10 protein-coding genes and 1 pseudogene are annotated in these 16,031 nt (G+C 66.8%); 10 read left to right on the top strand and 1 reads right to left on the bottom strand.

Annotated elements, in window-relative coordinates:
• Positions 1–80: 80 nt before the first annotated feature.
• On the bottom strand, positions 81–1,475 hold the full coding sequence (ffh, locus tag RR928_RS21040) for a signal recognition particle protein (protein WP_332539566.1): 1,395 nt from the start codon (positions 1,473–1,475) through the stop codon (positions 81–83).
• 290 nt (positions 1,476–1,765) lie between these two features.
• Between ffh and RR928_RS21035 the strand changes: the two genes are divergently transcribed.
• From RR928_RS21035 to RR928_RS20990, 10 genes and pseudogenes are all read left to right on the top strand, one after another.
• Positions 1,766–4,804, top strand: a complete 3,039-nt coding sequence (locus RR928_RS21035; protein WP_332684114.1) for a response regulator — start codon at positions 1,766–1,768, stop codon at positions 4,802–4,804.
• A complete protein-coding gene (locus RR928_RS21030; protein WP_332539563.1) occupies positions 4,801–5,721 on the top strand; it encodes a GGDEF domain-containing response regulator in 921 nt (306 codons plus the stop codon). The genes RR928_RS21035 and RR928_RS21030 overlap by 4 nt, the downstream gene beginning before the upstream one ends.
• Before the next feature lie 112 nt (positions 5,722–5,833).
• Positions 5,834–6,619 carry a cytochrome C assembly family protein gene (locus RR928_RS21025; protein ID WP_332539562.1) on the top strand — a complete coding sequence of 262 codons (786 nt, stop codon included), beginning with the start codon at positions 5,834–5,836 and terminating at the stop codon, positions 6,617–6,619.
• Positions 6,616–6,867: a PP0621 family protein gene (locus tag RR928_RS21020; protein ID WP_332539560.1), complete on the top strand. Its 252-nt coding sequence runs from the start codon at positions 6,616–6,618 to the stop codon at positions 6,865–6,867. The genes RR928_RS21025 and RR928_RS21020 overlap by 4 nt, the downstream gene beginning before the upstream one ends.
• 20 nt (positions 6,868–6,887) lie before the next feature.
• Positions 6,888–8,651: an ATP-binding protein gene (locus tag RR928_RS21015; RefSeq protein ID WP_332684110.1), complete on the top strand. Its 1,764-nt coding sequence runs from the start codon at positions 6,888–6,890 to the stop codon at positions 8,649–8,651.
• Between the two features lie 12 nt (positions 8,652–8,663).
• Positions 8,664–10,133 (top strand): sigma-54-dependent transcriptional regulator, encoded by a 1,470-nt coding sequence (locus tag RR928_RS21010; RefSeq protein WP_332684108.1) that lies wholly within the window; start codon positions 8,664–8,666, stop codon positions 10,131–10,133.
• Entirely contained in the window at positions 10,093–10,743 is a 651-nt protein-coding gene (gene ampD, locus RR928_RS21005; protein ID WP_332684106.1) for a 1,6-anhydro-N-acetylmuramyl-L-alanine amidase AmpD, read from the top strand. Before RR928_RS21010 ends, ampD begins: the two co-directional genes overlap by 41 nt.
• Positions 10,744–11,139: 396 nt before the next feature.
• Positions 11,140–14,046, top strand: a complete 2,907-nt coding sequence (locus RR928_RS21000; protein ID WP_332684104.1) for a ribonucleoside-diphosphate reductase subunit alpha — start codon at positions 11,140–11,142, stop codon at positions 14,044–14,046.
• 255 nt (positions 14,047–14,301) lie between these two features.
• Positions 14,302–15,336, top strand: a pseudogene (locus tag RR928_RS20995) (ribonucleotide-diphosphate reductase subunit beta); the annotation flags it as partial.
• Between the two features lie 114 nt (positions 15,337–15,450).
• On the top strand, positions 15,451–16,031 hold a 581-nt coding region (locus RR928_RS20990), incomplete at its 3' end, for a hypothetical protein (protein ID WP_332684101.1).

Genomic DNA, 16,031 nt, shown 5'->3' with positions numbered 1-16,031 from the left:
TGAACGCTCCGTGCTCCAGAAGAAAAAAACCGACCTGCGCATCACGCCAGGCCGGTTTTGCGGACAAGTCCGGGCAAACCTCAGAACGGCAGCTTGGGCATTCCGCCACCACCGCCCATCATGCCCTTCATGGCTTTCATGCCGCCCATGCGCTTCATCATCTTCATCAGGCCGCCGCCCTTCATCTTCTTCATCATGTCCTGCATCTGCTCGAACTCCTTGAGCAGACGGTTGACTTCCTGCACCTGCACGCCCGCGCCCATGGCAATGCGCTTCTTGCGCGTGGCCTTGATCAGCTCGGGCTTGCTGCGCTCCTTGGCGGTCATCGAGCAGATGATGCCTTCCTTGCGGCGCATCTCGCGCTCGGCCTTGTCCATGTCGACCTGACCGGCCTTGGCCGACATCTGGCTGGGCAGCTTGTCCATCAGGCTGGACAGCCCGCCCATCTGCTTCATCTGCTGGATCTGGCCCAGGAAGTCGTTGAGATCGAAGCCGTCGCCGCTCTTGACCTTGGCCGCCAGGCGCTGCGCGGCTTCCATGTCGACACCGGCCGTGACCTGCTCGACCAGCGCGACGATGTCGCCCATGCCCAGCACGCGGCCCGCATGGCGCTGGGCGTCGAACACTTCGAGGCCGTCGAGCTTTTCCGACACACCCGCGAACTTGATGGGCGCGCCCGTGATCTGGCGCACCGACAGCGCCGCACCGCCGCGCGAATCGCCGTCGAGCTTGGTCAGCACGATGCCGGTCAGCGGCAGCGCTTCCTTGAACGCCTTGGCGGTGTTGATCGCATCCTGGCCCTGCATCGCATCGACGACGAACAGCGTTTCCACGGGCTTGAGCACGGCGTGCAGCTCCTGGATCTCGCGCATCAGCACTTCGTCGATCGCCAGGCGGCCCGCGGTATCGACCAGCAGCACGTCGAAGAAGTGGCGCTTGGCGTAGTCGAGCGCGGCGCGCGCGATGTCCAGCGGCTTCTGGTCGGGCGTGCTCGGGAACCATTCGGCGCCCGCCTGGGCGGTGACGGTCTTGAGCTGCTCGATGGCCGCGGGGCGGTAGACGTCGCCCGACACGGTCAGCACCTTCTTCTTGCGCTTTTCGATCAGGTGCTTGGCGAGCTTGGCCGTGGTCGTGGTCTTGCCCGCGCCCTGCAGGCCGGCCATCAGTATCACGGCCGGCGGCTGGGCGTTGAGGTTGATGTCGCTGACGCCTTCGCCCATGGTCGCGGCGAGTTCGGCGTTGACGATGGAGACCAGCACCTGGCCGGGCTGCAGCGAGGACAGCACTTCCTGGCCCAGCGCCTTTTCCTTGACGCGCGCGATGAAGTCGCGCACCACGGGCAGGGCCACGTCGGCTTCGAGCAGGGCCATGCGCACTTCGCGCAGCATGTCCTGCACGTTGGATTCGGTGATGCGGGCCTGGCCACGCATCTCCTTGACGAGGCGCGAGAGTTTTTCGGTAAGAGCGGAGGCCATAAGCAGGAAGTTCCGGTAGTTGCTGCGGCCGGCCAGGAACGGCCGGTCGTGGGCAGGACCGCGCCGCGTGGCGCGCAAGGGCGGCAGCATGCAAGAGTGAAGTCGTGAATTTTACCCGCTGCACCGGTTCGCCGGCGCGGGCCATGCCCCTGACGGCACGCGCCGCGCGGGGATTGGCGCTGCCGGCGAAGCGTGTACGATTTGAAACAGGCGGACCAGCAATTTGTAACTGCAGGCTCCGGCTTTGCCGTGCCTCCTGCCTTCGCCGCCTCACGCTTTCTGGAGCTGTCATGTCCGACATTCCTTATCGCCAGTATCTGGACCAGATTGCCGATGACTTCATCCTGCACGACGTGCGCGGCCGGATCCTCGACGTCGGCGCCCAGGCCTGCCTGAGCCTGGGTTACAAATATGACGATCTGTTGCGATTGAACATGAGCGCGCTGTCGGCCTCGCACGCCCCGAAGGCGCTCAAGCAGCTCTGGGAGCGCATGGAGCCGGGCCGCTCCACGCGTTGGCTCGACAAGCTGCGCCGCCAGGACGGCTCGCTGATGCCGGTCGAGATGCAGATTTCCTGTCAGTGCGTGGACGGGCAGAAACGGTTTTTCACGCTGTCGCGCGACACCAGCGAGCGCATAGGGCGCGAAGCGGAGATCCGCGCGCTCAACAGCCGGCTCGAACGCCAGGTGCAGGAAAGCACGCGCCAATGGAAAGACACTGCGCGCCTGCTCGATGCGGTGCTCAGCGATACGCCCGACATCATCTATCTCAAGGACCTCAAGGGCCGCTACCTGTTCTGCAATGACGCCGCGCTGCGCTTCTTCGCGCGCCCCAAGCACCAGATCCTGGGCAACACCGACGCCGAGTGCTTTCCCGAAGGCGTGGCCGAATGCGAAGCCAGCGACCAGCAGGTACTGCTGTCCAACAGTGCCCACACCTCGGACCAGTTCATCATGCATCTGGGCCAGATGCGCATCTTCGAGACCATCAAGAGCCCGTTTCGCGACGAAAACGGCGAGCTGACCGGCTTGCTGGGCATTTCCCGCGACATGACCGAGGTCAGGCTGGCCAAGGAGAAGCTGCAGCACAGCTACGACTCGCTGCAACTGGCCAAGGCGGCGGCCGAATCGGCCGAGCGCGCCAAATCGGATTTCCTGGCGACCATGAGCCATGAAATCCGCACGCCCATGAACACCGTCATCGGCATGACCCGCCTGCTGCAGCAGACGCCGCTGCTGCCCCGGCAGCGCAACTACCTCGACAAGGTCGAAGTGTCGGCCAAGGCGTTGCTGGCCATCATCAACGACATCCTCGACTTCTCGAAGATCGAGGCCGGCATGCTGCGCCTGGAGGAAGTCGATTTCGATCTCGACGCCATCCTGGAAACGGTCTCGGCGATCAGCACGCTGCGCGCCGAGGAAAAAGGCGTGGAAATCGTCTACCGCATCGCGCCCGAAGTGCCGCGGCGGCTGCGCGGCGACCCGCTGCGCCTGGGTCAGATCCTCACCAACCTCGTCAGCAATGCCGTCAAGTTCACCGAGGAAGGGGAAATCTCCGTTGCGCTGCGCCTGGGCCCGGACAGCGCGCCACTGATGCTCGAAGTGCAGGTCAGCGACACCGGCATAGGCATGACTCCCGAGCAGATGCAGCGGCTGTTTCAGCCGTTTTCCCAGGCCGATGTACAGACCACGCGCCGCTACGGCGGCACCGGCCTGGGGCTGGCCATCTGCCAGCAGTTGGTCGCGCTCATGGGCGGCCAGATCAGCGTGCAGAGCACGCTCGGCGAAGGCAGCAGCTTTCGCTTCACCGCCGCTCTCTCGCCCGCCCAGAGCACCATGGCTGCGCACCCGCTGCACCTGGGCGCGGCGCTGTGCGAGCGCGCGCTGGTCGTCGACGACAACGCCAGCGCCCGCCACATCCTCAGCGAGATGCTCGGCGGCTTCGGCATGGTCGCGGATGCCGTGGCGTCGGGCGAGGCCGCACTGCAGCGGCTGCAACAGGCATCGAGCACCGGCCAGCCCTACCAATTGGTGCTGCTCGACTGGCGCATGCCCGGAATGGACGGCCTTGAAGTCACGCGCCACATCCGCGAGCACGCGTCCCTGAGCGCCACGCCCGCGGTGCTGATGGTCACCGCCTATGCGCGCGAGGAAGTGCTGCGCCGCGCCGAGTCGCTGGGCGTGCAAGGCCTGCTGATCAAACCCGTGACCGAATCGGTGCTGTTCAACACCATCCAGGACATCTTCCGTCCGCCGCTGGCCGCCGAGACGCCCATGCACGGCGCGCTGGTGCCCGCGCTGCGGGTCGCCGACCTCGCCGGACGGCTAGGCGGAAAGCGCGTGCTCGTCGTCGACGACAACGCGCTCAACCTTGAAGTCGCGGCCGACTTTCTGCGCCTGGTCGACATGCAGGTCACCTGCGCCCACCACGGCCGGCATGCGCTCGAATTGCTGCACAGCGAGCCCTTCGATGCCGTGCTGATGGACGTGCACATGCCCGAAATGGATGGCCTCACGGCCGCGCGCGCGATCCGCGAAAACCCCGCGTGGCAGCACCTGCCCGTCATCGCGCTCACGGCGCAGGCACGCGAGGAAGACCGGCGTGAAATCAGCGCGGCCGGCATGGACGCCCACCTGACCAAGCCCATAGACGAGCACCAGCTGTATGCGACGTTGGACCAGCTGCTGCAGCCCTGCACGCGGGCCGCGCCGCCGCCCGGCGACGCTGCGCTGATCGACTGGCAGGCCGTGCACACGCGCTTCGCGGGCAACGCCGAGCGCGTGCAGCGCCTGCTGCAGGGCCTGGTGCGCGATTTCGGCGGCGCGCCCGACGCGCTCGCGCAGGCCGCCCAATCGCAAGACTGCGCCGCGCTGGCCGCGCTGGCCCACCAACTCAAGGGCGCGCTCGGCTATCTGGGCGCTGCGGCCTTGATCGAACAGGCCGCCCAGCTCGAGGACCTGGCCACCCATCGCCAGCACGAAGCGCTGCAGCGCGCGCTGCCGGCGTTCGACAGTGCGCTGCGACAGCTTCTTGCACAGGTCGCGCAGAACGCGGCCCGCGGCGCGCCGCCGCCGCCGCCCGACAGCGTCCGCGTCAGCGACGCCGACATCGCCCAGCGGCTGGCGCTGCTGCGCAGCCTGATCGTCCACGGCGACTATGCGGCCGTGGCCCAGCTCGAGCAACTGTCGCAGCTTCTGCCGTCCGCGCAGCGCGCGCAGCTCGCTGCCATCCAGGACCATGTGGATGATCTCGAAACCGACCGGGCCCTGGCCGCGCTCCATGCGCTCGCACAAGGCCTGGCTTTTTCCGACCAGGATTCCACGCCATGAATCTGCCCCTCGATGACCGTCCGACCATTCTGGTGGTCGATGATGAACGGCTCAACCGCAACGCGCTGGCCGAGATGCTGGGCGGCGAATACCGCGTGCTGCTGGCCAAGGACGGGCCGGGCGCGCTCGCGCATGCGCAGCGCGAAGCCGCGCAGCTGCTGCTGATACTGCTCGATGTGAGCATGCCCGGCATGAGCGGCTATGACGTGCTGGGTGCGCTGCGCGCCGACGAACGCACGGCGGGCATCGCGGTGATCTTCATCACCGGCCAAAGCGACGATGCGGCCGAAGAGTACGGCCTCAACCTGGGGGCGGCCGACTATGTCTCCAAGCCCATACGCCCGGCCATCGTGCGCGTGCGCGTGCGCAACCAGATCCACCTCGCGCTGCAAAAGCGCGCGCTCGAGCGGCTGGCGCAGATCGACGGTCTCACGGGCCTGGCCAACCGCCGCCATTTCGATGCCCAGTTCGACCGCGCCTGGCGCCGCTGCGAGCGCGCGGGCATCCCGCTGGGACTGGCGCTGGTGGACATCGACCATTTCAAGCAATACAACGACCGCTATGGCCATCTGCAGGGCGATGAAGCCCTGCGCACCGTGGCGCAGACGCTGCAGGCCCATGCGCGCCGGCCCGACGATCTCGCGGCGCGCATAGGCGGAGAAGAGTTCACGCTGCTGATGCCGGGCGATGAATCGCTGGTGCAGCGCATAGAGGACTTCCGCCAGGCGGTGGTCGCCCAGGCCATCGTCCACGCGGACTCGCCGACCGCTTCCACGCTCACCGTGAGCTGCGGCCTGGTCGTGGCGCGCCAGCTCGATCGGATCACGCCGACCGACCTGTTGCAAAAAGCCGATACCCTGCTCTACACCGCCAAATTCCAGGGCCGCAACCGTACGGTCACATGGACGCAGCCCTGATATGCGTGCGTGCGCGGCGCGAGATTTCACCGTGCGCGCGCAAGTCCAATCCACGGCGGCGCGAATTCGGTCTGCACCGGTCTATCATTGAAAGATGGTTTCCTTTGCCTCCATGCATACTCCTTTCCCGGTCCTGACCTGGTTTCTGGCCCTGGCCGCGGCCTGCGCCTACGCGATTCCCGCTGCGCGCATCGGGGAAACCGCGGCGCGCACCGCGCTGGGCATTGCCTGGGCGCTGCACGCAGCGTTTCTCGCCTGGGGGCAACTGGGCGCCACGCCGCACTTCGGCTTCGCCACGGCGCTGTCCATCACCGCCTGGCTGATGCTCACCGTCTACGGTGTCGAGCAGCAGCTGTACCCCAAGCTGCGCACGCGCGCGCTGCTGGGCCTGCTGGGTGCGGCCGCGGTGTTGCTCGCCGCGCTGTTTCCCGGCAAGCCGCTGCAGGTCAACTCCTCGGCCTGGCTGCCGCTGCACCTGGCGCTGGGCATTGCCTCCTACGGCCTGTTCGCCGCCGCCGTCGTGCACGCGACGCTGATGAACCATGCGGAAAAACGCATGCGCCTCGCGGCCGACCAGGACAGCGGCATTCCGCTGCTGACGCTCGAACGGCTCACCTTCCGCTTCGTCGCCGCGGGCTTCTGGCTGCTCACGGCCACGCTGCTCGCCGGCTGGCTGTTCGGCGAAGCGCTGTACGGCCGTGACTGGCGCTGGGACCACAAGACCGTTTTCTCGCTGCTGGCCTGGCTGACCTTCGCCACGCTGCTGATCGGCCGCGCGCGCTTTGGCTGGCGCGGCCGCCATGCGGTGCACGTGCTGTACGCGGGCGCGCTGCTGCTGCTGCTGTCATATGCAGGTTCCCGTTTTGTCATGGAAGTCCTGCTGGAGCGTTTTGCATGAAGTATCTTCTGGTCCTGCTGGTGATCGTGATCGCCGTGGGCGTCTGGCGCAGCCGCCGCCGTGCCGAGAACCTTGAAGCGCGGCGCCCCGCCGCGCGCGCCGACAGCCGGCTGCAGCCGCCCCAGGACATGGTGGCCTGCGCCCACTGCGGGCTGCACCTGCCGCGCAGCGATGCGCTGGTGCTGGGCAACGCGTCCCGGCCCGCGTACTACTGCAGCGCCGAACACCGCGCGCAAGGCCCGGCCTGAGCCGGCGCTGCGCCCTGGCCATGGCCTCGCCCCTGCCGACCGCCACCCCCCGTCTCTTCGCCGCCGAGCCGCAGGTCGTGCGGCTGTGGAACGGCTTTCTCAACGGCCGGGTGCTGGTGGCCGTGGTGCTGCTCGCGCTGCAGGGTTTGAGCCTCACGGTGCAGAGCCAGACCACGCCGCTGATCTGGGCGGTGTGCGCGATCTATCTGGCGCTGACGCTGTTCACGCGCGTCGCCGGGCGGCGCGCGCCGCCGCCGCCCCAGGTCGGCTGGCAATGGCTGCCGCTGATCGGCGTCGACATCGCCGTGGTCTGCCTGCTGCAGCTGCAGCAGACCGGCACCATGAACTACGCGCCGCTGCTCGCGCTGCCCATCCTGATGGCCTCGGCGCTGGGCACGCTGCTGCTGGCCTTCGCCACCACGGCCGGCGTCACCCTGCTGCTGCTGGGCTGGACCGGCTGGACCGGCCGCCAGGGCATGACGGATCTCACGCAGCAATACTTCCAGACGGCGCTGACCTGTGCGGGCTACTTTCTGATGGCCTACCTCACGCACCAGCTCGCGCAGCGCCTGCAGCGTGAACAGCAGCTTTCGCTGCAAAGCCGCCAGGCGGCCCATCTGCAGGAACAGGTCAATCACCTCATCATCCACCACCTCGACGACGGCGTGCTGGCCATGGACCGCCAGGGCCAGGTGCATACCGCCAACCCCGCGGCCCGGCTGCTGCTCGGCTGCGGCGCGGACCTGCAGCTGCCGTTCGCGCTCACCGCCAGCGCCGGCAATGCGCCGCTGGCCACGCTGGTGGAGCAGACCTTTGCCAGCGGCGCGGCGCTGAGCGCCGACATGGATCTGGTGCATGCCGACCACAATCCGCTGGGCCTGCATGTGCGCACCTGGCTCACGAGCCCGCTGGATGCACCGCCGCTGGCGGGCGACGCGCTGGCGGCGCAGTGGTGCGTGGTGTTTCTGCATGACCTGCGCGAGATGCAGGCCCGGCTGCGCACCGAGAAGCTCGCGGCCATGGGCCGCATGTCGGCCGCCGTGGCGCATGAAATCCGCAATCCGCTGGCCGCCATCAGCCAGGCCAACGCGCTGCTCGCCGAAGACCTGACCGACCCGGGCCAGCAGCGGCTGAGCCAGATCGTTGCGCACAACGCCCAGCGCCTGGCGCGCATTGCCGAGGAAGTGCTGGACATCGCGCGCGTGCAGCAGCAGATCCATGCCGCCGAAGCCAGCGCGCTGCCGCTGGACGAGCAGGTCGAGTCGATCTGGCAGGAGTGGCGCAGCCAGGCGCCCGGCGCCGAGGGCGCTGCGCGCCAGGCGCTGGTGAAGCTGCAGGCGCATCAGGCGCTGGTCGCCTTCGACGCCGAACATCTGCGGCGCGTGCTCGTCAACCTGCTGGACAACGCCCAGCGCTTTCGCAGCGACGCCGCCGACGGCCTGCAGGTGCACACCGGCCATGCGGGCACGGCGCCCGTGCCCGGCAGTGCCCCCCCTGTGGGCCCCCAGGTATGGCTGCAGGTCTGGAGCGATGGCGCGCCGCTCGATGCCTCGGTGCAGCGCCACCTGTTCGAGCCCTTCTTCTCGTCGCAGAGCCGGTCCACCGGCCTGGGTCTCTATATATGCAGGGAGCTGTGCGAGCGCTATGGCGCGCGCCTGGGCTACCAGCGACTGGCGCGCAGCACCACGCGCGGCAGCGTCGAAGGCAATGCCTTCACGCTGGTGTTCTATCCCACTGCCGTCCTGGGTACGCCCTCCTTCCGCCTTGACACCATCGTCGTATGACACCTGTGCCCCATGTCTGATATTGCTGCCTCCATCCTGGTCATCGACGATGAGCCCGACCTGCGCACGCTCTATGAGCTGACCCTGCTGCGCGAAGGCTACCGCGTCGAAACCGCCGAAAGCGTGCAGGAAGCACGCGCGGCGCTGCAGGCCCAGCGCTTCGACGCCGTGCTCACCGACATGCGCCTGCCCGACGGCCTGGGGCTGGACCTGCTGCACGAGCTGCGCGCCCAGCAGCGCCCCGAGCGCTGCGTGGTCATCACGGCCCACAGCTCGGCCGAGAATGCCGTCGAAGCGCTGCGCGCCGGCGCCTTCGACTACCTGAGCAAGCCCGTGGACCTCAAGCAGTTCCGCGCGGTCGTGGCCTCGGCCGTGCACCGGCCCGCGCCGGCCGCGAGCGCCACGCCAGGGCGCGGCGCGCGCGGCACGGGCGGGCGCGAAGCCGAAGCGCGCCTGGCCGACCCGGCGAGCGCGCTGGCGCAGCTGGTCGGCGAATCGCCGGCGATGCGCGCGGTCAAGCAGAACATTCTCAAGGTCGCCAAGGGCATGGCACCGGTGCTGGTCCAGGGCGAATCGGGCACGGGCAAGGAACTGGTGGCGCGCGCGCTGCACGCCTGCAGCCACCGCGCCGACGGCCCGCTGATCGCGGTCAACTGCGGCGCGATTCCCGACAATCTGCTCGAAGCCGAGTTCTTCGGCGCGCGCAAGGGCTCGTACACCGGCGCCACGCAGGACCGCAACGGCTACTTCCAGGCGGCGCGCGGCGGCACGCTGTTCCTCGACGAAATCGGCGATCTGCCGCTGGCCATGCAGGCCAAGCTGCTGCGCGCCATCCAGGAGCGGCGCGTGCGCCCGCTGGGCTCGACCCAGGAAGAGCCGGTCGACGTGCGCATCGTCAGCGCCACCCACCGCGACCTGGCCCAGGAAGTGCCCGCGGGACGCTTTCGCCAGGATCTGTACTACCGGCTCAACGTCATCGAGATCCATCTGCCGCCGCTGCGCGAACGCCGCGAAGACCTGCCGGCACTGTGCGAAGTGCTGCTCGAACGCATTGCGGCCGAGACCGGCTGCGCCGCGCCGCAGCTGTCGGCGCAGTTCTTCGAGCAGCTCGCGCGCCTGCCGCTCACGGGCAATGTGCGCGAGCTCGAAAACCAGCTGCACCGCGCGCTCACGCTCAGCGAAGGCCAGCAGCTGTCGCTGGACGCCGCCGCGCCCGACCCCCTCAGTGCCGCGCCCGTGGCGGCGGCCGGCGACCACGCCGCAGCCGACGCCGCGCCTCTGCCCCACGACCTGCAAGCCTGGCTGGACCAGCAGGAGCGCGACATCCTGGTGCGCGCGCTGCATGAAATGGGCTTCAACCGCACCGCGACCGCGGCCCGGCTGGGCATCAGCCTGCGCCAGATCCGTTACCGCATCGCGCGCCTGAACATCACCGCACCCCATGACAGTGACGCCGCCGACAACACCGACCCCCTGGCTTGAGCCGACAGAACCCGGCGATCGCTGGCCCGCCAGCCGCTGGCCCGCCAGCCGCTGGCAAGGCGGCTGGTACCAGGCCGCGCGCGCCCTGCCCTCGCCCAACTTCGGCCCGCGGCCCGAGGGCGCGCAAATCGACTTGCTGGTGCTGCATTCGATCAGCCTGCCACCCGGCGAATACGGCACGGGCGCGGTGCAGCAACTGTTCACCAACCAGCTCGACTGGGACGCACATCCCTATTACCAGGGCATACGCGGCATCGAGGTCTCGGCGCACTTCTTCATCACGCGCGCCGGCGTCATCTGGCAGTTCGTCGATTGCGACCAGCGCGCCTGGCACGCGGGCGCGTCCAGCTGGCGCGGTCGCGGCAACTGCAACGACGATTCCATAGGCATAGAGCTTGAAGGCCTCGAAGGCCTGACGTTCGAGGCCGCGCAGTACGCGGCGCTCGCCGCGCTGTGCGCCGACCTCGTCGCGCATTACCCCATACGCCATGTCGCCGGCCACGAACATATCGCGCCGGGCCGCAAGCTCGACCCCGGCCCGGGCTTCGACTGGGCGCGGCTGCGCGGCGCGCTCGCGGCCGCCCCGCTGGAATGGCCGCCAAGCGCATAAGGCGTTTTTTCGGCAGCGTCAACCGGCGTCTGGCAACCACCTGTTTTTTGCCACGCCGCAAAAAAAAATTTGCCGTGTTCAGCGCTGTCGCGCTTCGCCGCGAGCCCGCGCGGACACTGGCATTCGCGCCGCACAGGCCCGCTTCGGCGCTGGAAAAGTCGCCCGATTCCGCCTCGACGGCTAGGGTTTCGGGTCCATTTCGCCCCCCCGGCTTGGGGTCCGCGCTACACTAGCACCCGAAGCAAAGACACTACCTGTAGTGGTCGAAGCCCTCCACAAGCACTACATTTAGTGTTAAAAAGTTGTGCACAGCGTGTGCATGGCTTGTGGACAAGCCTCCGCGCTGCCGGCCATCCGCCACTACAGCGCCATCACTTAAACGCCCAAGAGGAATCCATGCAAGAAGCGTTGAACCCCGTATCCACTGCGTCCGCCGATGCAGCGACCCACTCGGCTTCCGAGCAGTACCACGTGATGCGCCGCAACGGCGATGTCGTGGACTTCACGCCGCAGAAAATCGCCATCGCCGTGACCAAGGCCTTCCTGGCCGTGCGCGGCGCCCAGGGCGCGGCCTCGTCCAGCGTGCGCGAAATGGTGGACGAGCTCACGCAAGGCGTGGTGCGCGCGCTGGTGCGCTCGCGTCCGGGCGGCGGCACGTTCCACATCGAAGACATTCAAGACCAGGTCGAACTCGGCCTGATGCGCGGCGGCCACCACGAAGTCGCGCGCGCCTATGTGCTGTACCGCGAGCGCCGCAACCAGGAACGCGCCGAGCAGAAGAAGGCCGCCCAGGCCACGGCCGCTCCCGCCCCCGTGCTGCATGTGACCGACAAGGGCCAGCGCGTGCCGCTCAACCGCGAAGCCCTGCTGGCGCTGATCGAAGCTGCGTGCAAGGGCCTGAACGCCGACATCAAGCCCGATCCCATCGTGCAGGAAACGCTGCGCAATCTGTATGACGGCGTGCCGATCGACGAAGTGTTCAAGGCCGCCATCCTGGCAGCGCGCACGCTGATCGAAAAGGACCCCGACTACACCTACGCCACCGCGCGCCTGCTGCTGCACACCATCGTGCGCGAAGTCATGGGCCGCGATGTCGCGCCCGCCGACATGTCGGCCGCCTATGTCGACTACTTCCCTGGCTTCGTGCAAAAGGGTGTCGACAACGAACTGCTCAACCCCGAGCTGCTCAACTACGACCTGCCGCGCCTGGCCCAGGCCCTCAAGGCCGAACGCGACCAGCAGTTCGACTATCTTGGCCTGCAGACGCTGTATGACCGCTACTTCCTGCACGTCAAGAAGACGCGCATCGAGCTGCCCCAGTCGTTCTTCATGCGCGTGGCCATGGGCCTGGCGCTGGGCGAGACCGACCGCAACGCGCGCGCCATCGAGTTCTACGAGCTGCTGAGCTCGTTCGACTTCATGAGCAGCACGCCCACGCTGTTCAACAGCGGCACGCTGCGTTCGCAGCTGTCGAGCTGCTATCTGACCACGGTGCCCGACGACCTCGATGGCATCTATGAGTCGATCAAGGAAAACGCGCTGCTGTCGAAGTTTGCCGGCGGCCTGGGCAACGACTGGACGCGCGTGCGCGCCCTGGGTTCGCGCATCAAGGGCACGAACGGCGAATCGCAAGGCGTCGTGCCTTTCCTCAAGGTGGTCAACGACACGGCCGTGGCCGTGAACCAGGGCGGCAAGCGCAAGGGCGCGGTCTGCACTTACCTCGAAACCTGGCACCTCGACATCGAGGAGTTCCTGGAACTGCGCAAGAACACCGGCGACGACCGCCGCCGTACGCACGACATGAACACCGCCAACTGGATCCCCGATCTGTTCATGCGCCGCGTGATCGAAAAGGGCAGCTGGACGCTGTTCTCGCCCGCCGACGTGCCCGACCTGCATGACCTGTTCGGCGCCGATTTCGAGAAGGCCTATACCGCCTACGAAACCAAGGCTGCGAGCGGCGAGCTCAAGCTGCACAAGACGCTGCCCGCCACCGACCTGTGGCGCAAGATGCTCTCGATGCTGTTCGAGACCGGCCACCCCTGGATCACCTTCAAGGATCCTTGCAACATCCGCTCGCCGCAGCAGCATGTGGGCGTGGTGCACTCGTCCAACCTGTGCACCGAAATCACGCTCAACACCAGCGACACCGAAACCGCGGTCTGCAACCTCGGCTCGGTCAACCTGGTGCGCCACATCAAGAACGGTCAGCTCGACCACGAGAAGCTGCGCAAGACCATCACCACGGCGATGCGCATGCTCGACAACGTGATCGACATCAACTACTACGCGGTGCAGAAGGCCAAGGATTCGAACCTGCGCCACCGCCCCGTGGGCCTGGGCCTGATGGGCTTCCAGGATGCGCTGTATGAAATGCGCATGCCCTACGCCTCGCTCTCGGCCGTGGAGTTCGCCGACCAGTCGATGGAAGCCATCTGCTACTACGCCTACTGGGCCTCGACCGAGCTGTCCAAGGAACGCGGCGCCTACTCGACCTTCAAGGGCTCGCTGTGGGACCGTGGCATCCTGCCGCTGGACACGCTGGACCTGCTGGAAAAGGCGCGTGGCGGCCATGTCGAAGTCGATCGCTCCATGCGCCTCGACTGGGACAGCCTGCGCAACAAGATCGCGGCCGACGGCATGCGCAACTCCAACTGCGTGGCCATCGCTCCCACGGCGACCATCTCCAACATCGTTGGCGTGGACGCATCGATCGAGCCTTCGTTCGGCAACCTGTCGGTCAAGTCCAACCTGTCGGGTGAGTTCACCATCATCAACGGCTACCTGGTGCGTGACCTCAAGCGCCTGGGCCTGTGGGATGACGTGATGGTCATGGACCTCAAGCACTTCGACGGCTCGCTGCGCCCCATCGACCGCGTGCCCCAGGAAATCAAGGACCAGTACGCGACCGCGTTCGAAGTCTCGCCCGAATGGCTGGTCGAAGCCGCGTCGCGTCGCCAGAAGTGGATCGATCAGGCCCAGAGCCTGAACATCTACATGGCCGGTGCCTCGGGCAAGAAGCTCGACGACACCTACAAGCTGGCCTGGCTGCGCGGTCTGAAGACCACCTACTATCTGCGCACCACCAGCGCCACGCAGGTCGAGAAGTCCACGGTGCAAAGCCGCACGCTCAACGCCGTGTCCTCGTCCTCCGCCACATCGAGCGCCGCAGCACCTGCGGCCCCCGTTGCCGCAGCGCCCAGCGCGCTTGAAAAGGCGGCCGCCGCCGCCCTGGCCAGCACGCCCGCAACGGACATCAAGTTCTGCGCGATCGACGACCCAGGCTGCGAGGCTTGTCAATAAGCCATTGAACGCCTCAGGGCGTTGACCCCACCCGGCCACGGCCGGTGGGGTGGCGTAAAGCGCGGCACCAGGCCGCGCTCGCTTTCTGCAAAAATAAGACGAACGCCGGCCCTCGGAATCCGCAGGCTCGCTCCACGGACCTCCGCGCGCAATGCCGGCCATGCTGCCCACAATCGCAGCCCCTTTCAGGAATACACCATGCTGACCTTCGACGACGACATCTCCTCCAACGCCCCGGCCGGCGACGAACAGGCCCCCGCTCCCGCCGCCTTCAAGCGTGTGAATGCAGCCGACAAGCGCATCATCAACGCCAAGACCGATGTGAACCAGCTGGTGCCATTCAAGTACAAGTGGGCCTGGGAAAAGTACCTGGCCACCTGCGCCAACCACTGGATGCCGCAGGAAGTGAACATGACGCGCGACATCGCGTTGTGGAAGGACCCCAACGGCCTGACCGAAGACGAGCGCCGCATCGTCAAGCGCAACCTGGGCTTCTTCGTCACGGCCGACTCGCTGGCCGCGAACAACATCGTGCTGGGCACCTACCGCCACATCACGGCCCCCGAGTGCCGCCAGTACCTGCTGCGCCAGGCGTTCGAGGAAGCGATCCACACGCACGCCTACCAGTACATCGTCGAATCGCTGGGCCTGGACGAAGGCGAGATCTTCAACGCCTACAACGAAGTCAAGTCGATCCGCGACAAGGACGAGTTCCTGATCCCGTACATCGAGGCGATCATGGACCCGAACTTCCACACCGGCACGCCCGAAAACGACCAGACGCTGCTCAAGTCGCTGATCGTTTTCGCCTGCCTGATGGAAGGCCTGTTCTTCTACGTCGGCTTCACGCAGATCCTGGCGCTGGGCCGCCAGAACAAGATGACCGGTGCCGCCGAGCAGTACCAGTACATCCTGCGCGACGAGTCCATGCACTGCAACTTCGGCATCGACCTGATCAACCAGCTCAAGCTCGAGAACCCCCACCTCTGGACCAACGAGTTCAAGGAAGAGATCAAGGCGCTGTTCACCAAGGCCGTCGAACTCGAATACGCCTATGCCGAGGACACCATGCCGCGCGGCGTGCTGGGCATGAACGCCTCGATGTTCAAGGGCTACCTGCGCTACATCGCCAATCGCCGGGCCACGCAAATCGGCCTGGAAGAACTGTTCCCCGGCGAGGAAAATCCCTTCCCGTGGATGAGCGAGATGATCGATTTGAAGAAGGAACGTAACTTCTTTGAGACACGTGTGATCGAGTATCAGACCGGCGGCGCACTTTCCTGGGATTAATCGCTCTCCAGCAGGCACAATGGCACACATCAACCGTCCCGAACAAATCACTTTGAATCAAGGTGCTGCGCGGGGCGATTCCGTGTTCATTGCGATGCGTCACTCCACATCGCTATGGATCGCTTCCTGCCCATGTGCAGTCGAAGTGTTTTGTGCAAATCGACCAAGGAGAAGATGATGGCAACTGCGAAAAAAACGGCCGACAAAAAGGCCTCGACTGCCGCCCCGGCAGAGTCCGTGAAGAAGGCGGCAGCACCGGCTGTGGCGGCCCCCGCCAAGGCGGCAGCCAAGGCCACGACCGTGACCAAGGCCGCTGCACCCAAGAAGGCTGCTGCGCCCAAGGCCGCAGCCAAGCCCGCAGCGACGGCGAAGAAAGCTGCCGCGGCCAAGCCCGCAGCTGCGACCAAGACCGCTGCTGCCAAGCCAGCCGCAACCTCTACCAAAGCCGCGGTGACCAAGCCGTCCACGGCTTCGGCCAAGGCTGCTGCTCCAGCGAAGAAGGCTGAGGCGCCCAAGGCTGCTGCACCTGCCAAGAAGGCTGCCGCACCCAAGGCTGCTGCACCCAAGGCTGCTGCATCGGTGAAGCCAGCAGCTCCCGCGAAGAAGGCTGCTGCGCCCACCAAGGCCGCCGCTCCCGCGAAGAAGGCTGCTGCGCCCGCCAAGGCCGCTGCTCCCGCGAAGAAGGCTGCTGCGCC

The sequence above is a fragment of the Comamonas sp. genome, from assembly GCF_036666375.1.
Taxonomy (GTDB): Bacteria; Pseudomonadota; Gammaproteobacteria; order Burkholderiales; family Burkholderiaceae_C; genus Comamonas.
This window is presented reverse-complemented; position numbering and strand designations above follow the sequence as displayed.

Excerpts from the sequence above, each read along its gene's own strand:
- RR928_RS21010 (WP_332684108.1), top strand. The coding sequence starts at position 8,664 with ATGTCTGATATTGCTGCCTCCATCCTGGTCATCGACGATGAGCCCGAC.
- ampD (WP_332684106.1), top strand. The coding sequence starts at position 10,093 with ATGACAGTGACGCCGCCGACAACACCGACCCCCTGGCTTGAGCCGACA.
- RR928_RS21000 (WP_332684104.1), top strand. The coding sequence starts at position 11,140 with ATGCAAGAAGCGTTGAACCCCGTATCCACTGCGTCCGCCGATGCAGCG.
- RR928_RS21020 (WP_332539560.1), top strand. The coding sequence starts at position 6,616 with ATGAAGTATCTTCTGGTCCTGCTGGTGATCGTGATCGCCGTGGGCGTC.
- RR928_RS21030 (WP_332539563.1), top strand. The coding sequence starts at position 4,801 with ATGAATCTGCCCCTCGATGACCGTCCGACCATTCTGGTGGTCGATGAT.
- RR928_RS21025 (WP_332539562.1), top strand. The coding sequence starts at position 5,834 with ATGCATACTCCTTTCCCGGTCCTGACCTGGTTTCTGGCCCTGGCCGCG.
- RR928_RS21035 (WP_332684114.1), top strand. The coding sequence starts at position 1,766 with ATGTCCGACATTCCTTATCGCCAGTATCTGGACCAGATTGCCGATGAC.
- ffh (WP_332539566.1), bottom strand. The coding sequence starts at position 1,475 with ATGGCCTCCGCTCTTACCGAAAAACTCTCGCGCCTCGTCAAGGAGATG.
- RR928_RS21015 (WP_332684110.1), top strand. The coding sequence starts at position 6,888 with ATGGCCTCGCCCCTGCCGACCGCCACCCCCCGTCTCTTCGCCGCCGAG.